This window comes from Streptomyces sp. JH14 (genome assembly GCF_029428675.1).
GTDB lineage: Bacteria > Actinomycetota > Actinomycetes > Streptomycetales > Streptomycetaceae > Streptomyces.
On record NZ_JAJNEL010000001.1, the window covers coordinates 784,706 to 798,939 of the forward strand.

Sequence of the window (14,234 nt, forward strand, 5' to 3'; positions counted from 1 at the left end):
CCCCGCCCGCGGGCTTTCAGCCGGCGATCGAGTCGAGCTGCTCGGCTGCGGGCCGCAGCGCCCAGAGGTCGCCGCCCGGCGGCGTCTCCAGCTGCGGTACGGCGGCCCGGGCCTGCCGGTCACCGGCGTCGGCGGCCGCGTGCACGATGTCGCTCGCGGCGTACCGGTAGAACTCCAGCTCCGGGTGCGGCCAGGCGACCGCCCCGGTCGCTGCGGGCAGCAGATAGTCGACCGCCTTGAACAGGCTCTGGCCGTGGGGTCCTTCGTACGCCCACAGGTCCACGCCCACGTGCCTGCCGATCGCGGCGAGCCGGGTGTAGGCGACCAGGTCGAAGGTCGAGTAGTGCCAGCTGCGGGTCCGCGCCAGTTCCTGCGGCTGGGTGCCGTCACCGGCGATCTGCGGGTCGATCCGCAGCGCACGCGCGTCGAGGACGACCTTGCGGGCGAGGGCCTCGTCGCCGGTGGCGAGGGCGAGTCCGGCGATCTGCATGTCCTGGAACGTGCCGTGGTTGTTCTGGGCGGCCGACTCCTGCTTGCCGAAGTCGGAGTTCACCAGCCAGTCCAGGAACGAGGTGTTCCAGGTCCGCATGCCGGCCCGGTCGCTCTTCGACCAGCCGGGCGCACCGGTGTCCAGGAGGGCGATGGCGTCCAGGACCGAGGTGTACTGCTGCGAGAAGTCGATGATGCCGATGGCCCGGCCGTCGTACTTGCAGGGGATGAACTGGCCGTGGTCGAGGTTGGGGTTCATCCGGGTCGCCGGGTCGAGGAACCAGGTGCGCAGGATGTCGGAGGCGTGCTCGGCGTACTGCTTCCTGCCCGTGTAGTACCAGGCGAGGCTGAGCGTGGTGACCGAGTTGAAGACCTTGCCGATGTCGGGGCGGTCGGTGCCGGTGTCGACCTCGGGGTTGCGTACGCCGTCGCGCTGGACGTACGGGCATCCCCACGGGTTCTCCGCGGTCCTCGGCTGGGAGGGCCACCAGTACGGGGCCTGGCTCAGATAGTCGTGCGGGTCCCCGCCCGGCGCGGGTTTCGGCTTGTCCACGACCGTCCAGGGGCCCTGGTCCAGCCAGCTGTCCGCCTTCACGGTCAGCGCGTCGACGGCCGTGCGCAGAGCCGGGTCGCCGTGGTCGAGCCGGAGTTTCGCCTGCTGAATGCGGTGGCCGTCGATGACCACGGTCCTCGGCACCCGGGGCGGCGGGCGGTGACCGTGGGCGGTGGCGGCCGCGGAGGAGGCGGCCGGCACCAGTACGGCGGTCAGGGCGACCGCGGCGGTGAACAGGGCTCCGAGACGCCGACGAGGTGTTCCACTCATCGAGCACTCCCCTCATGAATCAGATATATGAATGATGTTCATGGACAAGGCCGTGCGAGCGTAGAGCTGCCTGTTCGGAGTGACAATGCTTCGCGCAGGATTCATGGATGGGATTCACGGGCGGGGCTCGCGCGACGTAGCCCGGACATGGGCCGGCACCGCCGCGGCATTAACATGGCGCTGATCTTCTCCGCGGTGGCGCCGGGCCGTACGTACACGGCACCGGGCACCGCACGGACCCACACACGGACACACAGGGAGCGACCATGGGCGGCCTCGGCGTGCGCTGGACCTTGCACGGCGACGGAAAGACCCCCGCACCGGGGGCCTTGGTCCGGACCGACGAGCGGCTCTCCCGGCCCCGGACGTTCGGGCTCGGCGCCCAGCACGTGGTCGCGATGTTCGACGCGTCGTCCGTCGCCCCGTAGGACCCATCACGAGCGCGAAGACCGGCGCTCCCCCGCAGACCACGACGACGCAGGCCGAATCCCCACCCTCACGGCCAGTCCTGTCGGCATGCGCCTGAACCGCATGGTCCGCTAGTCGTCGAGCCCCCGGTCCAGCCGGCGGGTCTCAGCACCACCCCAGCAACACATCAAGGAGCAAGACCATGGCGGGCTTCGGCTGGAAGCTGCACGGCGACGGCAAGAGCCTCGCACCGGGCGAGGTCGTACGACCGGACGAACGACTCACCTGGGGGCGCACCGTCGGTCTCGGCGCGCAGCATGTGGTGTCCATGATCGGAGCCTGCTTCGTCGCCCCCATCCTGATGGGTCTCGATCCCAACCTTGCCGTGATGGCCTCCGGCGTGGCTACCATTCTCTTCCTGCTGATCACCCGGGGCCACATCCCGAGCTACCTGGGCAGCAGCCTGTCGTTCATCGGTGTCGCCGCCGTCATCAAGACACAGGGCGGCGACGCGGCGACTCTCACGGGCGCGCTGCTGGTCGTGGGCGCGGTCCTTCTCCTGTGCGGGGCGGTCGTCCGCGCTCTCGGGGCCCGCGTCATCCATGCCGCACTGCCTCCGGTGGTCACGGGTGCGGTGGTCATGCTGATCGGTTTCAACCTGGCTCCGGTCACCGCGGGTACGTATTGGCCCCAGGATCAGTGGACAGCTCTTCTGACCATGCTGTTCACGGGTTTCGCCCTTGTTGTGCTGCGCGGCTTCTGGTCCCGTATCGCGATCTTCCTCGGGCTGGCCTTCGGGTATGCCGTCTCGTGGGTCTTCGACCGCGCTTTCGGTAAGATCCACTCCCCCGCGGGCGGTACCGAGTCGGTCGACCACTGGCGCCTCGACCTCTCGGGCGTGTCCCAGGCGGACTGGATCGGCCTTCCGACCTTCCATGCCCCGAGCTTCTCCTTTTCCGCTGTTCTGGTCGCCCTGCCCGTCGTCATCGCCCTCATCGCCGAGAACGCCGGACACGTCAAGGCCGTCGGCGAGATGACCGGCGACCCACTGGACGACAGGCTCGGTACGGCGATCATGGCCGACGGTGCGGCGACCGTGGTCTCGACCGCCGTGGGCGGCCCTGCCACGACCACGTACGCCGAGAACATCGGCGTCATGGCCGCCACGCGTGTCTACTCGACCGCCGCCTACTGGTGCGCCGCCGGCTTCGCGATCCTGTTCGGGCTCTGCCCCAAGTTCGGTGCCGTCGTGGCCGCCATTCCCGGCGGCGTCCTCGGCGGAATCACGGTCATCCTCTACGGCATGATCGGCCTGCTGGGTGCCCAGATCTGGGTTCGTTCCCGCGTCGACCTCTCCAACCCCCTGCACCTGGTGCCGGTGGCTGCGGGGCTCATCATCGGCATCGGCAATGTGAGCCTGACCGTCACGGACAACTTCCAGCTCAGCGGTATCGCGTTGGGAACGCTGATCGTCGTCATCGGGTACCACGCCCTGCGCATCATGGCTCCCGCCCACATGACGCACGAGCCCCCACTCCTCGAACCGGGCAATCCGGGGTACGACCGAGGCTTTCCGGACGGATCGTGATCGCGGGCGTCGCCGGTGAGCCGCAGAGGGCAGGAACGCCCCGGGGGCCGGCCCTCGGGGCACCGATGGCTCTGCCGGCGTTCGCCCGTTCCGATGAACCCGCGGCCCGTCGGCGCCGTGGCGGGTCCACGGCTGGGACGCTGCCCCCATGGTGCAGTTCAAGCAGTGGGAGCAGTTCGCGGACCGGTCCGGTCCCGTCGCGGCTCCGTCCGATGTCGCCGCGGTCATCGCGCGGATGCGTGGCTTCCGGTCGGACTGGCCGCCGACGGACGGGGTGGCGGTCTTCAACCACGTCTATCTGACGGTCACCGAGACCATCGAACGGCAGATCGGCGCCGGCGTGTTCCAGGACCGGCGGGCCGCCGCCGCCCTGGATCTGCGGTTCGCCGAGCGTTACCTGGCGGCCGTCGACGCCGCGGCGGCGGGGCACCGGCCGCCCGACTGCTGGCGTCCCCTGTTCCAGTACCGGCGCCATCCCGGCGTACGGCCGCTGCAGTTCGCGCTGGCGGGCATCAACGCGCACATCGGGCACGATCTGGCCCTCGCCGTCGTGGACACCTGCCGTGCGCTGCAGTGCGCTCCGCCGGACCTGGAGGAGGAGTTCGACCAGGTCGGCGATCTCCTCGTACTGCTGGAGGAGCAGATCCGCGAGGATCTGATGCCGGGCCCCGATCTGCTGGAGGTCGCGGATCCGCTCACCCATCTGCTGGGCTCGTGGAGTCTGGAGCGGGCCCGCGAGGCGGCCTGGTCGGCGGCCCGGGTGCTGTGGCGGCTGCGTGATCTCCCGCTGCTCGCCGAGGAGTTCCGCCAGCGGATGGACGCGGGCGCCGGCCTGGTGGGGCGCTGCCTGCTCACTCCCTGGCGCTGACGCCCGCCCGCGCCGGAGGGCACGGCACGGGCGCTCCCCCGGCCCGCGCGGCCCCCGCTCAGTCCTCCGGAAGTTCGACCGGGGCGATGTCGTCGAAGACATCGCCGGGGCCGGGGTTGGTCGCATCCGTGGCGCCGCCGAACTGCGTCATCACGCCCCAGACGGCGTTGAGCGCGGTCTGCACGGCGCCCTCGGCCCAGCCGGCCGTCCAGGAGATGTCGTCGCCCGCGAGGAACAGCCCACGCTTGTCGGCGGGCAGCCGGTCCTGCATGAAGTGGGTGAACAGCCGCCGCTGGTAGCGGTAGTGGCCCGGCAGGTTGGCCTTGAACGCCCCCATGAAGTAGGGCTCGTTCTCCCAGGAGACCGTGACCGGGTTGCCGATGATGTGCTTCCTGATGTCGACGTTCGGGTAGATCTCGCCGAGCGACTTCAGCATGACCTCCATGCGCTCGTTGGGGGAGAGCGGCAGCCACTTCAGGCTGTCGTCGCACCAGGTGTACGAGAGACAGATGACGGCCGGCTTGTCGGGTCCGTCGTCGAGGAGGTACGTGCCCCGGGTCATCCGGTCGGTGAGCGTCATCGACATGACGTCGCGCCCGGTGGGAACTCCGCTGCCGTCGACGGCCTTGTCCAGCCAGAACGGCCGGTCGACGGGGACGAACAGCTTGGACGACTCCATGTAGTGGGTGCGCTCCATCGCCGTCCAGTGGTCGATGGGGAACAGCGCGTCATCGCAGTCGATCTTGGAGAGCAGCAGCCAGGACTGGCCGGTGAAGATCGCCGCCCGGAAGGTACGGATGTCGCCGGTGGAGTCGGTGACGGTGATCCGGTTCCCGGCGGTGCGGTGCAGCCGGGTCACGGCGGGGCGGGGCTCGCCGTCGTGCAGCGAGGACAGCGACGTGCCGAGCGGCCAGTGCACGATCTTCTGCGGCTCGCGCTCCCAGAGGCGCAGCGGGAGCTGCTGGCTGCCGCCGACGATGCCGCGGTGGTGGTCGTCGGCCTCGGTGTAGACGACCCGCAGGATCTCCAGGATGGAGTTGGGGAAGTCGGTGTCCCAGCCGCCGGTGCCGAAGCCGACCTGGCCGAAGATCTCACGGTGCCGGAACGACTTGAAGGCGTCGGAGGCGCAGAGGAAGCCGTAGAAGGTCTGGTTGTCGAGCTTCTCGACGAGCTTCGACCAGATCTCCCGGATCCGCGGGACGTCGCGCTCGCGCATCGCACGGTTCATGTCGGAGAAGTCGGCGCCCTCGTCGAGACAGGCATTCCAGGCGTTCATCACATCGCGGTAGACCTGCGGCAGATCGTCGATGGTCTCCGCGTAGTGCGACTCGCCCTTGAGGTCGACGACGGTGGACGGGGTGGCGGGGGACAACGGGTTGGGGAACGGCCTGGTCTCCAGGTCCACCAGGTCGATGTAGTGCTGCAGCGCCGTGGACGACGGCGGGAAGCGCATCGCGCCCATCTCGGCGGTCAGTGAGGGGTCGCAGCCGTCGAAGCCGACGGTGCGCAGCCGCCCGCCGATCTGGTCCGCCTCGTAGACGACGGGCTTCAGGCCCATCTTCATCAGTTCGTACGCGGCCACGATGCCGGAGAGCCCGCCGCCGATGACGGCCACCTCGGCCCCGTGCTCGGTCGCCGGTATCTGGCCGAGCCCCGCCGGGTGGGCCAGGAAGTCGTCGTACGCATAGGGGAAGTCCGGTCCGAACATGGTGATCGGCGGCTGCGCGTCGGTGTGCTGGACGGCGTTGGGCACCGTGGACGTCATGGGGTACGGACTCCTTGCACGGGAAACACGGGTGAGAGGAAGCGGAAGGGGCGCGGGCTTCAGACGAGGGAGCCGTACAGACCGGGGCGGCGGTCGCGCAGATACGGGTTGGCGGCGCGGCACGCGCTCAGGAACTCCGGGTCGACGTCGCCGACGACGAGCTCCTCGCCACGTCCGGCGCGGGTCCGGACGGTGCCGTCGGGGCCGGCCAGACAGCTCAGCCCGACGAACTCGAACTCGCCTTCCGGGCCTGTCCTGTTGACGTACGCGACATACATCTGGCTCTCGAAGGCGCGGACCGGCACGACGGACTCGGGTACGAACTGGAAGGGGTGCATCTGCGCAGTCGGCACGAGCAGCAGGTCGGTGCCGGCAAGGGCGTGCGCCCGTACGTTCTCCGGGAACTCGACGTCGTAACAGATCATGATCCCGATGCGCACGCCGTCCAGTTCGGCCTGGACGACGGGCTGGTCGCCCGGGGTGAACCACTGCTGCTCGAAGCAGCCGAAGAGGTGGGTCTTGCGGTAGTCGGCGAGCCGGGTGCCGTCCGGGCCGATCAGCTGCGCCGCGTTGAAGATCAGTTCTCCCTCACGCTCCGGGTAGCCGTACAGGACCGCCAGCCCGTGCCGTACGGCGATGTCGGCGACGGTCCGCGCGGACGGGCCGTCGGCGGTCTCGGCCAGCCGGGGTACGTCGTCACCGATGGCGTAGCCGGTGAGGAACAGTTCGGGGCAGACCAGCAGCCCGGCCCCGGCGGCTGCCGCGCGGGCGGCGGCCTCGTCGAGCACCTTGATGTTCTCGGCCACCGAGCCCGGACGTCCGGAGCTCTGGAGCAGGGCGGTGCGCAACGACGGCATGGCAGACCTCGGGCGGGTGCGGGCGGGGCGGGGACGTATAGACGGTAAGGGCCGGGAAACCGGCCGGACAAGGCACGAGCGTTGCGCGCCGACCGTCGATCCATTGCGCGATTCACCGGTCCGGCGGTGATTCGTTGCGCGGAGCGTCGTTGCAGGTCAGAGGGGTGATTTCGGTCTCGTGCCGAAGGGTGGTCCGGAGCGCGCGGTGCGAGGCGAGGAGGGCCGGCGCCGAGCGGGCGGGAGCCCCCGGCGGCCGCCGGGCGGCCGTGGCCCTGCCGGGAGCCGGCGGATCAGCCCGGCGTCCCCGGGGAGTAACGCCGCAGCAGCGGTGAGAGCACCAGCACCGACTTGGTGCGCTCCACATAGGGCTCGCCCGCGATCCGCTCCAGCACCTGCTCGAAGTGGCGCATGTCGGCGGCGAAGACCTGGACGATCGCGTCGGCATCCCCGGTGACCGTGGAGGCCGACGCGATCTCCGGATAGCGCGCGAGACCGCTCTTGATCGCCTCCGGTGAGGTGTTGCGGCTGCAGTAGATCTCGATGAACCCTTCGGTCTCCCAGCCGAGTGCCGCCGGGTCCACCCGCACGGTGAAGCCTGTGATGGCCCCCTCCGCCCGCAGCCGGTCGACGCGGCGTTTCACCGCGGGCGCGGACAGGCCGATGATCGCGCCGATGTCGGCGTAGGAGCGGCGGGCGTCCTCGGCGAGGGCGTGGACGATGCGTTCGTCGAGATCGTTCAGTCGCACTTCGGGTGGATCACTTCTCTGCGAGGGGCTCCGGGGCGGCGGCAGCGCCGTGCCGCACCCGAAGTAGAACACGTGGTGGCGGACGGGGCCGCAGGGACGCCGGTGCGGCGCAGCGGGGTAGGGGTGCAGGGCGCATCCCTGCCGAACGGAGACACGATGACCTGGCTCGATCCCGACCCCTTTCTGCGCGGTGTGGCCTGGCGGGACGGTGTACGCGTGGTGCGGGCCGACCCGGCTGACCGGGCGCGGCTGCCGTGGGACACCGGCGAGCGGGCGCTGCTGCCCGTCGGGGTGCGACTGGAGTTCCTGGCGCCCGGCGCGCGTGCGGTGGAGATCCGCTACCGCGCGACGGTGCCGGACCCGGGGCATGCGCTGAACGGTCCGGCGGACGTCTTCGCACTCTGGCGGGGCGACCGGTGCCTCGCGGAGGTCTGCGCGGAGCCGGCCGAGGAGGCGGTCGTGATGATCGGACTCCCCTCCGGGGAAGGCCCGTTCACCGTTCATCCGCCGCAGGGGCAGTCCCCGCTGATTCTCGGTGTGCGGGCGGTGGGCGGCTGTCTGCTGCCCGCACCGGCGCGGCCGCGGTGGGTGGTGCACGGCGACTCGATCACCGAGGGCTGGTGGTCGACGCGCCCCGCCCACGCCTGGCCCGCGGTGGCCGGCCGGGCGCTCGGACTGGACCCGGTCAATCTGGGATACGCGGGGTCGGCGCGCGGGGAGCTGTGCGTCGCCCAGCAGATCGCGGCGCTTCCGGCCGATGCGCTGACCCTGGCGTTCGGTACGAACTGCTGGTCGCGGGTGCCGTTCTCGGCGCCGCTGCTGTACGAGACGGTGCGCGCGTTCGTCGCCCTGGTGCGCGTGGGCCACCCCGGGACGCCGTTGCTGCTCGTGTCGCCGCTGCTGTGCCCTGACGCCGAGGACACCCCGAATGCCCTCGGGGCCACGCTGTCCGAGTTGCGGACGGCCCTGGAGCGGGCGGGGGCGAGCCTCGTCCGGGCGGGCGACTCGCGGCTGTCGGTGCTGCCGGGACGGGATGTACTGGGGCCGGAGCACCTTGCGGACGGCCTCCACCCCGACGACGCGGGGCATGCCCGTCTGGCGGCAGCCGTCACCGAGGCACTCGCCCCGTTCGTACGCGCGCCCGGCCTCCGGTCGCCGAAGACGTCGTCCGGGCCGCAACAGCGTCCCGGACGTGGCCCTCGAAGCGGCAGCCCCTGAGGGACGACGCAGCGAGGTGCCGCGGGCGTCGTCGAGCGCCCGCCGGGAGCGCGGGACGGGCCTTGGGGTCTCTCGTTCGGATCAGGCTGGATCAGGGAGCGGCCCGCAGCGGAGCGGCTGATGTCTGCGCGGTGCGTGCAGCTGCAAGGCGGAGGACGGAGCCCACGCGGAGCGCATGGGTCTCCCCTGCCCGAGCGAAGCCGCGAGCTTGGAGAAAACCGACGGCAACGCGGCAGATGTGCGTGCCCGACCCCGCGAGCCCAGCATGATCCGAACGAGGGGCCCCAGGGCCTTTCGTTCGGCTCAGGCTGGATCCGGGAGCGGGGTCGGGTGCGTGCAGCTGCAAGGCGGAGGAAGGAGCCGACGCGGAGCGTCGGGGACCGACGACAACGCGGCAGATGTGTGTGCCCGACCCCGCGAGCCCAGCATGATCCGAACGAAAGGCCCTAGCTCCAGCTGGCGTGCAGCGGCTTGCCCTCGGCGTAACCGGCGGCGCTCTGCACGCCGACGACTGCCTTCTCGGCGAACTCCTCCAGGGACGCCGCACCGGCGTAGGTGCAGGAGGAACGGACGCCCGCGATGATCGAGTCGATCAGGTCCTCGACGCCGGGGCGGGCCGGGTCCAGGAACATCCGGGAGGTGGAGATGCCCTCCTCGAAGAGCGCCTTGCGGGCCCGGTCGTACGCCGACTCGTCCGACGTACGGTTCTTCACGGCGCGCGCGGACGCCATGCCGAACGACTCCTTGTAGAAGCGGCCGTCGGCGTCCTGCTGGAGGTCGCCCGGCGACTCGTACGTGCCGGCGAACCAGGAGCCGATCATCACGTTGGAGGCACCCGCGGCGAGCGCCATGGCGACGTCGCGCGGGTGGCGGACGCCGCCGTCCGCCCAGACGTGCTTGCCGTACTTCTTCGCCTCGGCGGCGCACTCCAGCACCGCCGAGAACTGGGGCCGGCCGACACCGGTCATCATCCGGGTGGTGCACATGGCGCCGGGTCCGACACCGACCTTGATGATGTCCGCGCCGGCCTCGATGAGGTCGCGTACGCCCTCGGCGGCGACGATGTTGCCCGCGACGATCGGCACCTGCGGGTCGAGCGCCCGGACCGCGCGGACCGCGCTGATCATGGACTCCTGGTGGCCGTGCGCGGTGTCCACGACGAGGGTGTCGACGCCCGCGTCGAGGAGTTGCTTGGCCTTGCCCGCGACATCGCCGTTGATGCCGACAGCGGCGGCGATCCGCAGCCTGCCCTCGGCGTCGGTGGCCGGAGTGTAGAGCGTGGCACGCAGGGCGGCCTTGCGGGTGAGGATGCCGACGAGCCGGCCGTCCGCGTCGACCGCGGGGGCGAGCTTGCGGTTGGCTTCGTCGAGCTTGTTGAACGCGTCGCGCGGATCGATGTCCGCGTCGAGCAGCACCAGGTCCCTGGACATGACCTCGGAGAGCTGCGTGAAGCGGTCGACGCCGGTCAGGTCGTGGTCGGTGACGACGCCGACGGGCCGCTGCTCCTCGTCGACGACGACGCCGGCGCCGTGCGCACGCTTCGGCAGCAGGGACAGGGCGTCGGCGACGGTCTGACCCGGGGCCAGCACGATCGGCGTGTCGAGCACGAGATGGCGCGTCTTGACCCAGGAGACGACGTCGGTGACGACGTCGATCGGGATGTCCTGCGGGATGACGACCAGACCGCCGCGGCGGGCCATCGTTTCAGCCATTCGGCGGCCCGCGATCGCCGTCATGTTGGCGACGACGAGCGGGATGGTCGTGCCGCTGCCGTCGGGAGAGGAGAGGTCGACCCCTTGGCGGGAACCGACCGCTGAGCGGCCCGGAACCATGAAGACATCGTCGTACGTGAGGTCGTACGGGACCGAGGGGGACTCTGTGTGACGACCGGTGCCGGGCTCAAGAAAACGCATAAGTCTCATTTTTTCATACGAATCCGCGCAGGTCGCTGCCTCGAAGACACAGTAAACGACTCCCACGTTCGTACATTCCTACGAGGACGGCGTGCGGGGAGTCCCGGGCAAGTGGAACCTGCCTTGCCCACAGACCCTACCCGAGCAGCTTTCAACCATTCGTGATCATCTTCCCTGGACCTGATGACAGGGGCTCAGGTAGCTTCAAACCCGCAGGTCCCACGGGTCACCACCACGCCCCGAGGAACAGGCGGTACGGCCCCAACTTCCGTCCCACGTACGACCGGAGAGGATCCAGAGCCGCCCGTGGAGAGCCAACTGCCGGACATCTACTGCCCGTTCCCCCAGCGGACGAATCCGCACGTGGCCCACACCCGTGCGCATCTCGACGACTGGACGCGCAGCACGGGTCTGGTACACAGGGATTCAGCTAGGGAACGCTTCGAGCAAGCCGACTTCGGCGCGTTCGTCGGCATGGTCTATCCGTCCGCGAACGCCGAGAATCTCGATCTCGTCGCCGACTGGTTCGTCTGGCTCTTTCTCGTCGACGACCAGCTGGACGACGGGCACCTCGGCCGCAGCCCGGACCGGGTGCGCGACGTGGTCGCGCTGATGCGGGCCGTGGTCGAGGGCGCCGGCACCGGACCGCTGCCGAAGGAGGAGCTGCCGGCCGCCGTGGTCGCCCTGGCCGACCTGTGGGAACGCACGACGCCGAACGCGGCCGCGCACTGGCTGCGCCGGTTCGCCTGGCACCTGATCACGTACCTCACCACGGCCACGACCTGGGAGGCGGGGAACCGGGCCAACGGTGTCGTGCCGTCCGAGGAGGCGTACATCACCAAGCGGCGGCACACCGGCGCCATACACGTCTGCATGGACCTCATCGAGATCGTCGCCGGCATCGAGGCGCCCGAGTCGATACACAACGATCCCCGGTTCATCGTCGCGCTGGAAGCCTCGTGCAATGTCGTGTGCTGGGCCAACGACGTGTACTCGTACGAGAAGGAGCAGGTCCTCGGCGAGATCCACAACCTCGTCCATCTGGTCCGACACCACCGCGGATACGGCAAGCAGCAGGCGCTCGACCATGTCTGTGCGGAGATCGCCACCGAGACGGAGCGCTTCCTGCAGGCCGAGTCCGAACTGATCGCGGCCTATCCGCTGCTGTCCGGGATGCTCGTCCCGTATCTGGACGGGATGCGCAGCTGGATGCGCGGCAATCTGGACTGGTCCCGGCAGACCCCGCGGTACAACCCGGCGGACGTGAGCCAGTACAAGGAGCCGCAGCAGTACCTGGAGCCGACGGTCCTGGGCCTGCGGCAGAACTGACCCGGGAGCGCAGGCGCGCCCGGTCGCGGGCCGGGAGCGCGCCGAACCGGTCCGGCCGGCGGTCGCAGACGCAGCAGCGGGCGCGCGGCAGCATTCGGGGCACCACCCCCGCGCCCCGTTCAGCCCCCGCACCGGCGACCGGCCGGCTGAGCGCCACACCGGCCACCCGCCCCGGTGCAGGATGCCGTCCGGCCCCGCCCCGGCTCAGTTCCCGTCCGGGTCGGCACGCTCCAGTGCCGGCCGCTTCGGAGCGGCGGACTCCGTGAGCAGATAGTCGGCCGCGGCCGTGTCCGTCACCAGGCTGGTGACCAGACCGGACCGCAGGACCGCCCCGATCGCCGCGGCCTTGCGCTGACCGCCCGCGATCGCCACCACCTCGGGGATCCGCCGCAGACGGTCCGCCTCGACGGTGATGCACCGCTCGCCGAGGTCGCGGCCGACCCGGCGCCCCTCCGTGTCGAAGAGGTGCGCGGACATCTCGGCGGCGACGCCGAGCGACGCGTAGTGCGCCCGCTCCTCGTCGGTGAGCATGTCGTGGACGGTGGAGATGCCCGGCTCCCAGGAGCCGATCGAAACCGCGGCGACCGTCACCTTGTCGAAGTACTCGAAGGCACGGGCGATGCCCGTCTGGTGGCGCAGCGCGGCGGCCGTCGCCGGGTCGGGCAGCAGCATCGGCGCATAGATCGGGTGGGCCTCGCCGCCGGACACCTGCGCGGCCCGCCGGACCGCTTCGACCGAGCCGCGCTCGGCGGTTCCCGCGTCGTACACGCCGGTCAGCTGCACGACCGTGCACGGCGGCAGCCGGTCGAGGGCCGCCGCCATGTGGATGGTGGACCGGCCCCAGGCCAGGCCCAGCACATCGCCCTCGTTCACCAGCTCACCGAGAAGCTCGGCTGCGACCTCGCCCAGGTTCTCCGGGTCGGCGGCGTCGTCCTGCTCCTCCGCGGGAGACTCGACGACGACCGCGTGCCGCAGCCCGTAGCGGGACCGCAGCGCGTCCGAACGCTCCGCGTCCAGCTCTGCGGGAACCCGGATCTCGATCCGGACGAGGTCACGCTCGAGCGCCGTCTCCAGAACCCGGGCCACCTTGAAGCGGCTGACGCCGAACTCCTCGGCGATCTGGATCTTCGACTTTCCCTCGAGGTAGAAGCGGCGGGCCATGGCCGCCGCCTGCACCAGCTCCGCGGGCCCCATCCGCAGGGCGGACCGTCCTGCTGACATAGCAGACACCGCGATCTCCTCACTGCTGTTCACACGCTCGATACGCCGTTCATCCTGTCAGATCCGGCGGTCCTTGATCGGTCCCGTCGGACCGCGTTCATCTGCACGTGGCCGGACCGACCGGCAACCGGTGGCCGGAGCGGGTTCAGCCGTCACTGCCGACGCCGCAGGCGGCGTCAGTGGTTGCACGCCCAGGCCGCCGAGGCGATGGTCCCGTCCGCCTGGGCACGCAGGGCGCGTACCGCCTCGGCCGGATCCTGGGCTCCGTAGACTGCCGAACCGGCGACGAAGACATCCGCACCGGCCTCGGCGCACCGCTCGATGGTGGACTCGGAGATCCCGCCGTCGACCTGGAGCCACAGCTCCAGACCGTGCTTGGAGATCAGTTCCCGGGTGCGGCGGATCTTCGGCAGCATGATGTCCAGGAATGCCTGGCCGCCGAAGCCCGGCTCCACCGTCATGATCAGCAGCATGTCGAGCTCGGGGAGCAGGTCCTCGTACGGCTCGATGGGCGTCGCGGGCTTGAGCGCCATGGAGGCGCGGGCGCCCTTGGCCCGGATCTCCCGCGCCAGCCGTACGGGCGCTGCCGCGGCCTCCGCGTGGAAGGTGACCGAACCGGCTCCCGCCTCGACGTACTGCGGCGCCCAGCGGTCCGGGTCCTCGATCATCAGGTGGCAGTCCAGCGGGGTGTCCGTGGCCCGGCTGAGCGACTCCACGATGGGCACGCCGAGGGTCAGATTGGGCACAAAGTGGTTGTCCATGACATCGACGTGGAGCCAGTCGGCGCCTTCGACCGCCTTCGCCTCCTCGGCGAGGCGGGCGAAGTCGGCGGACAGGATGCTCGGGTTGATCTGGGCCATGTGCCAAGCCTGCCATGTTCCGCGGCACTTCCCCGCCCCCGTGCGGGCCAAAGCCTCACGGGATCATTACAGTTCGCGAAATCCAGGGGGTGCGGCTGCGTGATCCGGACGTTTCGACCTGCCCGGGCCGTTCCGGGGCCGCACCGGCC

The 14,234-nt window shown here is 70.5% G+C and carries 11 protein-coding genes and 1 pseudogene; 5 read left to right on the forward strand and 7 right to left on the reverse strand.

Annotated elements, in window-relative coordinates; all coding sequences use genetic code 11:
- Nucleotides 1–16: 16 nt before the first annotated feature.
- A complete protein-coding gene (locus tag LRD69_RS03535) occupies nt 17–1,312 on the reverse strand; it encodes an alginate lyase family protein (protein ID WP_277325080.1) in 1,296 nt (431 codons plus the stop codon).
- A gap of 266 nt (nt 1,313–1,578) precedes the next feature.
- Between LRD69_RS03535 and LRD69_RS03540 the strand changes: the two are divergent.
- The 3 genes and pseudogenes from LRD69_RS03540 to LRD69_RS03550 all read left to right on the forward strand — a co-directional run.
- A pseudogene (locus LRD69_RS03540) lies at nt 1,579–1,737 on the forward strand (nitrate reductase); the annotation flags it as partial.
- A gap of 185 nt (nt 1,738–1,922) precedes the next feature.
- A complete protein-coding gene (locus LRD69_RS03545; protein WP_277325081.1) occupies nt 1,923–3,308 on the forward strand; it encodes a solute carrier family 23 protein in 1,386 nt (461 codons plus the stop codon).
- Between the two features lie 148 nt (nt 3,309–3,456).
- Nucleotides 3,457–4,176, forward strand: coding sequence for a DUF5995 family protein (locus LRD69_RS03550; protein WP_277325082.1), 720 nt, complete (start codon nt 3,457–3,459; stop codon nt 4,174–4,176).
- Nucleotides 4,177–4,234: 58 nt separating this feature from the next.
- Here the strand turns inward: LRD69_RS03550 and LRD69_RS03555 are convergent, their stop codons facing one another.
- The 3 genes from LRD69_RS03555 to LRD69_RS03565 all read right to left on the reverse strand — a co-directional run bounded on the left by LRD69_RS03555 (nt 4,235) and on the right by LRD69_RS03565 (nt 7,544).
- Entirely contained in the window at nt 4,235–5,941 is a 1,707-nt protein-coding gene (locus LRD69_RS03555; RefSeq protein ID WP_277325083.1) for an NAD(P)/FAD-dependent oxidoreductase, read from the reverse strand.
- A 59-nt stretch (nt 5,942–6,000) separates the two neighbouring features.
- On the reverse strand, nt 6,001–6,798 hold the full coding sequence (locus tag LRD69_RS03560; RefSeq protein ID WP_277325084.1) for a carbon-nitrogen hydrolase family protein: 798 nt from the start codon (nt 6,796–6,798) through the stop codon (nt 6,001–6,003).
- Between the two features lie 290 nt (nt 6,799–7,088).
- A complete protein-coding gene (locus tag LRD69_RS03565; protein ID WP_277325085.1) occupies nt 7,089–7,544 on the reverse strand; it encodes an Lrp/AsnC family transcriptional regulator in 456 nt (151 codons plus the stop codon).
- Between the two features lie 156 nt (nt 7,545–7,700).
- Here LRD69_RS03565 and LRD69_RS03570 point away from each other — a divergent pair, with 156 nt between their 5' ends.
- Entirely contained in the window at nt 7,701–8,762 is a 1,062-nt protein-coding gene (locus LRD69_RS03570; protein WP_277325086.1) for a GDSL-type esterase/lipase family protein, read from the forward strand.
- Nucleotides 8,763–9,208: 446 nt separating this feature from the next.
- On the opposite strand, the gene LRD69_RS03575 is transcribed toward LRD69_RS03570, so the two are convergent.
- Entirely contained in the window at nt 9,209–10,675 is a 1,467-nt protein-coding gene (locus LRD69_RS03575) for a GuaB1 family IMP dehydrogenase-related protein (protein WP_277325087.1), read from the reverse strand.
- Nucleotides 10,676–10,981: 306 nt separating this feature from the next.
- Here LRD69_RS03575 and LRD69_RS03580 point away from each other — a divergent pair, with 306 nt between their 5' ends.
- Nucleotides 10,982–12,004 carry a terpene cyclase gene (locus LRD69_RS03580; protein WP_277325088.1) on the forward strand — a complete coding sequence of 341 codons (1,023 nt, stop codon included), beginning with the start codon at nt 10,982–10,984 and terminating at the stop codon, nt 12,002–12,004.
- Nucleotides 12,005–12,208: 204 nt separating this feature from the next.
- Here the strand turns inward: LRD69_RS03580 and LRD69_RS03585 are convergent, their stop codons facing one another.
- Both LRD69_RS03585 and rpe read right to left on the reverse strand, forming a co-directional pair.
- Nucleotides 12,209–13,225: a sugar-binding domain-containing protein gene (locus LRD69_RS03585; RefSeq protein WP_277329610.1), complete on the reverse strand. Its 1,017-nt coding sequence runs from the start codon at nt 13,223–13,225 to the stop codon at nt 12,209–12,211.
- Between the two features lie 176 nt (nt 13,226–13,401).
- Complete coding sequence (rpe, locus tag LRD69_RS03590) at nt 13,402–14,085, reverse strand: ribulose-phosphate 3-epimerase (RefSeq protein ID WP_277325089.1); 684 nt, start codon at nt 14,083–14,085, stop codon at nt 13,402–13,404.
- Nucleotides 14,086–14,234 lie beyond the last annotated feature (149 nt).